This is a genomic window from Streptomyces sp. A012304, from assembly GCF_026008495.1.
In the GTDB taxonomy this organism is placed as follows: Bacteria; Actinomycetota; Actinomycetes; order Streptomycetales; family Streptomycetaceae; genus Streptomyces.
Map to the genome: position 1 here is coordinate 144392 of NZ_BQUN01000137.1, position 6670 is coordinate 151061.

Here is a 6670-nt window from a genome sequence, read left to right on the forward strand (position 1 = left end):
CTCCGGAGCACCCATCGTAGCGATCCCGGGCCCCAGGATCGCCTTCAGTCCGATGTGAGGACCGTCTACCCCCGAAACACCAGAGGCGAGCGCCGGATTCCTCCGGGCCCGCCCCTTGTGGGTGTACGACGGTGTCAGACCGTGAGCAGCGCCTCCAGCGGTGCGCCGCCCAGGGCCGCCTCCAGGCGGGGACGGCCCTGGAGGAAGCCGAGCTCCATCAGCACGGCGACGCCAGCGACCTCGGCGCCCGCGCGGTGGATGAGCTGGATCGACGCCTCTGCGGTGCCGCCGGTGGCGAGGACGTCGTCCACGATCAGAACGCGGTCCTCGGCGGTGAGGTCCTCGGCGTGGATCTCGATCTCCGCGGAGCCGTACTCCAGGTCGTAGGCCTGGGCGAGGGTGGCTCCGGGGAGCTTGCCCGCCTTGCGCACGGGGACGAAGCCGAGGCCGGCGCGGACGGCGACGGGGGCGCCGAGGATGAAGCCCCGGGCCTCCAGGCCGACGACCTTGGTGGCGCCGGTGCCCTCGGCGATCTCCGCGAACGCGTCGGTGAGGGCGGTGAACGCCGCCGGGTCCGCGAGCAGCGGGGTGATGTCCTTGAACATCACGCCCGGCTCGGGATAGTCGGCCACGTCACGGATGCGGCTGAGCAGCAGCTCCTTGATCTCGGTCACCGGCGCTTCCCGGAGGGTCGGCCGCGGCCCCGGCTGCGGGAGGCGGTCTGGACGCGCGGGCCGACGACCGCAGCGGCGGCGTCCTCCACCTCGTCACCGTCGGCTTCGACGCCGCGGGGCTCGGTGTACTCCTCGTCGTCGGCGGCGGCCTGGGCGCGCTTGGCGAGGACACGCTTCCTCAGCTGCTTCAGCTGCGGCTCGCGCTCCTTGAGGTCGGCGACGAGCGGCGTGGCGATGAAGATCGAGGAGTACGCGCCGGCCGCGAGGCCGACGAACAGCGACAGCGAGATGTCGTTGAGCGTGCCGGCGCCGAGGAAGCCGCCACCGATGAACAGCAGGCCCGCGACCGGCAGCAGCGCGACCACCGTGGTGTTGATGGAGCGGACCAGGGTGCTGTTGATCGAGCGGTTGGCGATGTCGCTGTAGGTGAATCTGGTCTGCTTGGTGATGTCCTTCGTCTGTTCCTTCAAGGAGTCGAAGACGACGACCGTGTCGTAGAGCGAGTAACCGAGAATGGTCAACAGACCGATCACCGTGCCCGGCGTGACCTCGAAGCCGACGAGGGCGTAGATGCCGACGGTGATGGTGATGTCGTGGATCAGGGCGACGAGCGCGGCGATGGCCATGCGCCACTCGAAGGCGATCGCCAGATAGATCACGACGAGGACCATGAAGATCGCCAGGCCCTGCCAGGCCTTGTTGGCGATCTGTTCGCCCCAGCTGGGACCGACGAGGTCGGTGTTGATGTCCTCCCGGTCGACCTTGAAGTCCTTGGCGAGGGCGGCCTGGATCTTGTCGGACTCCTGGGTGTCCATGCCGGCGATCTGGATGCGCAGCGTGTCGTTGCCGAGCTTCTGCACGACCGCCTCGTGGCCGGAGGCCTCCTCCGCGTACTCCACGGCCTGCGACACCGAGACGCTGGTCTTCGGGGTGGTGAAGACGGCGCCGCCCTGGAAGTCGATGCCCATGTTCAGGCCGCGCACCGCCAGGCCGACGATGGCCGTGATGGTGATCAGGATGGAGATGCCGTACCAGATCTTGCGGTGGCCGATGAAGTCGTAGCTGACCTCGCCACGGTGCAGTCGGGCGCCGAGGTTGCCGAGTTTCGACACGCTCACGCCTCCTTCGTCTCGACGGGGCCGGCGACGGGACCGGCGGGACGGCGGGTGCGGCGCAGCGGAGGCTTGGCACCCAGGCTCTTCGGGTCGAGGCCGGACCACTTGTGGCCGTCCGCGAAGAACTTCCGGCGCGCGGCCAGCGTCATCAGCGGCTTGGTGAAGAAGAAGACCACGACGACGTCGAGGACGGTGGTCAGACCCAGCGTGAACGCGAAGCCCTGGACCTTGCCGACGGTGACGACGAACAGCACGGCGGCGGCGAGGAACGACACGAAGTCGGAGACCAGGATGGTGCGCCGGGCGCGCGGCCAGGCCCGCTCCACGGCGGGGCGCAGCGAGCGGCCCTCGCGGATCTCGTCACGGACGCGTTCGAAGTACACGATGAACGAGTCCGCCGTGATGCCGATGGCGACGATGGCACCGCAGACGGCCGGCAGGTTCAGCGCGAAGCCGATGGCCGGGCCGAGCAGCGACATGAGCACGTAGGTGAGGGCCGCGGAGACCAGCAGCGAGGCGATCGCGATGAGGGACAGCCCGCGGTAGTAGGCCACCAGGTAGATGATGACCAGGGCGAGGCCGATGGCGCCGGCGAGCAGACCGGCGCGCAGCTGGTCACCGCCGAGCGCGGCGCTCACCGTGGTCACGCTCTGCTCGTGGAAGGAGAGCGGGAGCGCGCCGTACGACAGCATGTTGGCGAGGTTCTGGGCCTCCTCCTGCGTGAAGCTGCCGGAGATCTGCGCCTGGCCGCCGGTGATGGAGGAGCTGACGTACGGGCTGGAGACGACCTCGCCGTCCAGGACGATGCCGAACTCGTTCTGCGGGGCCTGGTTCTGGGCGAGCTTGCCGGTGATGTCGGCGAACTTCTTCGCGCCCTTGTCGCTGAAGGTCATGGTGACCTGCCAGCCGGCCGCGGTCTGGGTGTCGAAGACGGCCTGGGCCTTGTCGACCTCGGTGCCGTCCACGGCGGCCGGGCCGAGCAGGTACTTGTACCAGACGCCCTGGATGTCGCCGCAGCCGACGGTGGTGTGCTCGGGCTTGGCGCCCTCGCCGGCCTTGAGGCGGACCGACTCCTTCGAGCAGTCCAGGGAGGCGTACTGCGCCTGGACACTCGCCTCGTCGGTGGGGGCGGTACCGCCCGCGGAGGCGGAGCCGGAGGGGGCGGCCGAGGCGGAGGCGGACGGCGTGGCGTCGGCCTTCAGCGCGTCCGTGACGGCGCGGCCCTGGGAGGTGGCGGAGGCCGACGGGCTGGTGGAGGACGTGGCCTTCTCACCGGAGCCGGAGCCGGAGGCGCCGGCGGACGGGCTCGGCGAGGCGCTGGGCGAGCCGCTCGCGGACGGGCTCGGCGGGGTGCCCGCCGCGGAGCCGGTGGGCTCGCTGGCCAGCACCGGACGGAAGTACAGCTTGGCGGTGGTGCCGACCTGGTCCCGGGCTTCCTTGGAGTTCGTGCCCTTGGGGATGTTCACGATGATGTTGCGGTCGCCCTGGGTCTGCACCTCCGCCTCGGAGACGCCCAGACCGTTGACACGGCGGTTCATGATCTCGACCGCGGTGTCCATGTTGGCCTTGTTGATCGCGGAGCCTTGGTCGGCCTTCGCCTCCAGCGTGATGCTGGTACCGCCGGCAAGGTCGATGCCGAGGCGCGGGGTGGTGTCCCCGGTGGCGAACATGCCTCCGGTGAGCCCCACGATGGCGATCAGGATCAGGGCCAGCGAGCGCCCTGGCTTGCTCTGGGCACTCGCGCTCCGGCCCTTCTTAGGTGCTGCCACCTTCTCGTACTCCCTCTCGGGCCGCCTCGCGCCGGGTCAGCGCGGCGGCGGCCATGACATGGTGTCGGGATCCCCTATGTGCGAGATGCGCGTACCCCGGGGCCGCGGGCCGTGGTGGTGCCCGCGGCCCCGGGGTACGTGGCTACTTCTTCGCGTCGGAGTCGCCGTCGGTCTTCTTCGGCTCTTCGTCGTCCTCGACGGTGTGCTCCTCGGCCTCGTCCTTCTTGCCGAGGTCGACGGGCTTGTCGTCGGAGGCGGCGGCAGCGTCGGCGGACCCGTCGGTCTCGGAGGGCTCGGTGAGGGAGGAGGCGTCGTCGGGGACGATGTCGGAGTCGGACTTCAGGTCGTGCTCGATGCCGTGGACGATGCGGTTGTACTCGTCGTCGGACAGGACGGCGCCGATCGCGTTCTTCGCGAAGAGCAGTTCCACACCCGGGCCGGCGTCGACGAGGACCGTGTCCTCGCTGACCTCCTTGACCGTGGCGTACATGCCCCCGATGGTGCGGACGCCGCTACCGGGCTGCATCTGGTTGCGCATGTCCACGGCCTGCTGCTGCTTCTTCTTCGCCGACCGGGTCATCAGGAACATGGCCCCGATGAGCACGATGAACGGGAGGAGGGTCACGAGACTCACGGGTCGGTACTTCCTTCACGCGACCGCGATGGTGAGCGGCCTGATGGTTGGGGGTATGTGTGCTGCCGACAACGGCGGCATCGGCGGAGTCTAAGCGAGTCCGCGTGCAGGGAACAACGTTCAGCATGGCACCTGGGTTCCTGGCCCGGCCAATGCCTGCGCCGTGTTCCGTGCGCCGTCATGCTCCGAACAGGCCCTGTTGTCCGGTGCCCGCGGCGGCGGAGCGGGGCGGGGTGAGTCCCAGATGAGTCCAGGCGGCGGGGGTCGCGACCCGTCCGCGCGGGGTACGGGCGAGAAGGCCCTCTCGGACGAGGAAGGGTTCGGCGACCTCTTCGACGGTCTCGCGCTCCTCCCCCACCGCGACGGCCAGCGTGGACAGGCCGACCGGACCGCCGCCGAACAGCTTCAGCAGGGCCTCCAGGACCGCGCGGTCCAGCCGGTCGAGGCCGCGGGCGTCGACCTCGTAGACGGCGAGGGCCGCCGAGGCGATCTCGCGGGTGACGACGCCGTCGGCCTTGACCTGCGCGTAGTCGCGGACGCGGCGCAGCAGGCGGTTGGCGATGCGGGGCGTGCCCCGGGAGCGGCCGGCGATCTCGGCGGCGCCGGCGGTGTCGATCTCGACGTCGAGGAGGTGCGCGGAGCGGTGGATGACCCGCTGGAGTTCGGCGGGCTCGTAGAACTCCATGTGGGCGGTGAAGCCGAAGCGGTCGCGCAGCGGAGGCGGCAGCAGGCCCGCGCGCGTGGTGGCGCCGACCAGGGTGAAGGGGGGCAGTTCGAGGGGGATGGCGGTGGCGCCAGGGCCCTTGCCGACGATGACGTCGACGCGGAAGTCCTCCATCGCCATGTAGAGCATCTCCTCGGCGGGCCGCGACATCCGGTGGATCTCGTCGAGGAAGAGGACCTCGCCCTCCTGGAGGGAGGAGAGGATCGCGGCGAGGTCGCCTGCGTGCTGGATGGCGGGGCCGGAGGTGATGCGGATGGGGGCGCCCATCTCGGCCGCGATGATCATGGAGAGGGTGGTCTTGCCGAGGCCGGGGGCGCCGGAGAGCAGCACGTGGTCGGCGGTGGCTCCGCGCGCGCGGGCGGCGCGCAGGACGAGGTCGAGCTGTTCGCGGACCTTCTCCTGGCCGATGAACTCGCCCAGGTCCTTGGGGCGCAGGGCGGCCTCGACGGCCTGGTCCTCTCGGTCGGCGACGGAGCCCACCAGCCGCTCCCCGGCGGGGGCGGGGGTGTCGCTCGGGTCGTCCCAGTTCATGTGTGTGCCTTACGGAGGTCGGGGTCAGCGGGCTCGGTTCAGGGTCTGCAGGGCCGCCTTCAGCAACTGGCCGACCTGCGGGGTGCCCTCGGCGGCCTCGGCCTGCGGGGTCACGGCGGCCACGGCCTCGTCGGCCTCGCGGGTGGCGTATCCCAGGCCGATGAGCGCCGCGTGGAGCTGGTCGCGCCAGCCCTGCGAGACGGGTGCGCCGATCGCGGGTGCGCCGATCGGCTCACCCAGCCGGTCCTTCAGCTCCAGCAGCAGCTTCTGGGCGCCCTTCTTGCCGATGCCGGGGACGGCGATGAGCGCCTTCTCGTCGCCGGTGGAGACGGCGCGGCGCAGGGCGTCCGGGGTGTGCACGGCGAGCATCGCCTGGGCGAGGCGGGGGCCGACCCCGCTGGCGGTCTGCAGCAGCTCGAAGACCTGCCGCTCGTCGTCGTCCGCGAAGCCGTACAGCGTGAGGGAGTCCTCACGGACGACGAGGGAGGTGGCGAGCTTGGTCTGCTGGCCCATGCGCAGTCCGGACAGGGTGTTCGGCGTGCACTGGACGGCGATGCCGATGCCGCCCACCTCGACCACCGCGGCGTCGGGGGCGAGGGCGGCGACCGGACCGCTGACGAAGGCGATCATGCCGTACGGCCTTTCGATGCGTGCAGGGCGACGGCCTGCTGGAGTCGGTTCTGCGCGGGGGCGCGCCAGATGTGGCAGATGGCGAGGGCGAGGGCGTCGGCGGCGTCGGCGGGCTTGGGCGGCGCGTCCAGCCGGAGCAGGCGGGTGACCATGGCGCCGACCTGGGCCTTGTCGGCGCGGCCGCTGCCGGTGACGGCGGCCTTGACCTCGCTGGGGGTGTGCAGCGCGACGGGGATGCCGCGGCGGGCGGCGCAGAGCATGGCGACGGCGCTGGCCTGGGCGGTGCCCATGACCGTACGGACGTTGTGCTGGCTGAAGACGCGCTCCACGGCGACGTATTCGGGCCGGTACTCGTCCAGCCACTGTTCGACGCCCTGTTCGACGGCGACGAGGCGGGTGCCCAGTTCGGCGTCCGTCGGTGTGCGGACGACGCCGACGCCGAGCATGGTCAGCGGCCGTCCGGCGACCCCCTCGACGACGCCGACACCGCACCGCGTGAGTCCGGGGTCCACCCCGAGTACGCGCACGGTCCCCTCCCTTTCGATCGCCTGTTTGTGCAGGCTATCGGGTGCCACTGACAAACGGGCGGGGGC

General features: G+C 70.9%; 7 protein-coding genes. All 7 read right to left on the reverse strand.

Annotated elements, in window-relative coordinates:
• Positions 1 to 134 precede the first annotated feature (134 nt).
• Positions 135 to 674 carry an adenine phosphoribosyltransferase gene (locus ALMP_RS34170; protein ID WP_264935523.1) on the reverse strand — a complete coding sequence of 180 codons (540 nt, stop codon included), beginning with the start codon at positions 672 to 674 and terminating at the stop codon, positions 135 to 137.
• Complete coding sequence (gene secF, locus ALMP_RS34175) at positions 671 to 1786, reverse strand: protein translocase subunit SecF (protein WP_264935678.1); 1116 nt, start codon at positions 1784 to 1786, stop codon at positions 671 to 673. Before secF ends, ALMP_RS34170 begins: the two co-directional genes overlap by 4 nt.
• 2 nt (positions 1787 to 1788) lie before the next feature.
• Positions 1789 to 3558: a protein translocase subunit SecD gene (gene secD, locus ALMP_RS34180; protein WP_264935525.1), complete on the reverse strand. Its 1770-nt coding sequence runs from the start codon at positions 3556 to 3558 to the stop codon at positions 1789 to 1791.
• A 142-nt stretch (positions 3559 to 3700) separates the two neighbouring features.
• Positions 3701 to 4192 (reverse strand): preprotein translocase subunit YajC, encoded by a 492-nt coding sequence (yajC, locus tag ALMP_RS34185; RefSeq protein WP_264935526.1) that lies wholly within the window; start codon positions 4190 to 4192, stop codon positions 3701 to 3703.
• 178 nt (positions 4193 to 4370) lie between these two features.
• Positions 4371 to 5447 carry a Holliday junction branch migration DNA helicase RuvB gene (gene ruvB, locus ALMP_RS34190; protein ID WP_264935527.1) on the reverse strand — a complete coding sequence of 359 codons (1077 nt, stop codon included), beginning with the start codon at positions 5445 to 5447 and terminating at the stop codon, positions 4371 to 4373.
• A gap of 24 nt (positions 5448 to 5471) precedes the next feature.
• Positions 5472 to 6077, reverse strand: a complete 606-nt coding sequence (ruvA, locus tag ALMP_RS34195) for a Holliday junction branch migration protein RuvA (protein ID WP_264935529.1) — start codon at positions 6075 to 6077, stop codon at positions 5472 to 5474.
• Entirely contained in the window at positions 6074 to 6604 is a 531-nt protein-coding gene (ruvC, locus tag ALMP_RS34200; protein ID WP_264935531.1) for a crossover junction endodeoxyribonuclease RuvC, read from the reverse strand. The genes ruvA and ruvC overlap by 4 nt, the downstream gene beginning before the upstream one ends.
• Positions 6605 to 6670 lie beyond the last annotated feature (66 nt).

What these genes read in the sequence shown, in the direction of transcription:
- ruvA (WP_264935529.1), bottom strand. Translation starts at nt 6,077, where the DNA reads ATGATCGCCTTCGTCAGCGGTCCGGTCGCCGCCCTCGCCCCCGACGCC.
- ruvB (WP_264935527.1), bottom strand. Translation starts at nt 5,447, where the DNA reads ATGAACTGGGACGACCCGAGCGACACCCCCGCCCCCGCCGGGGAGCGG.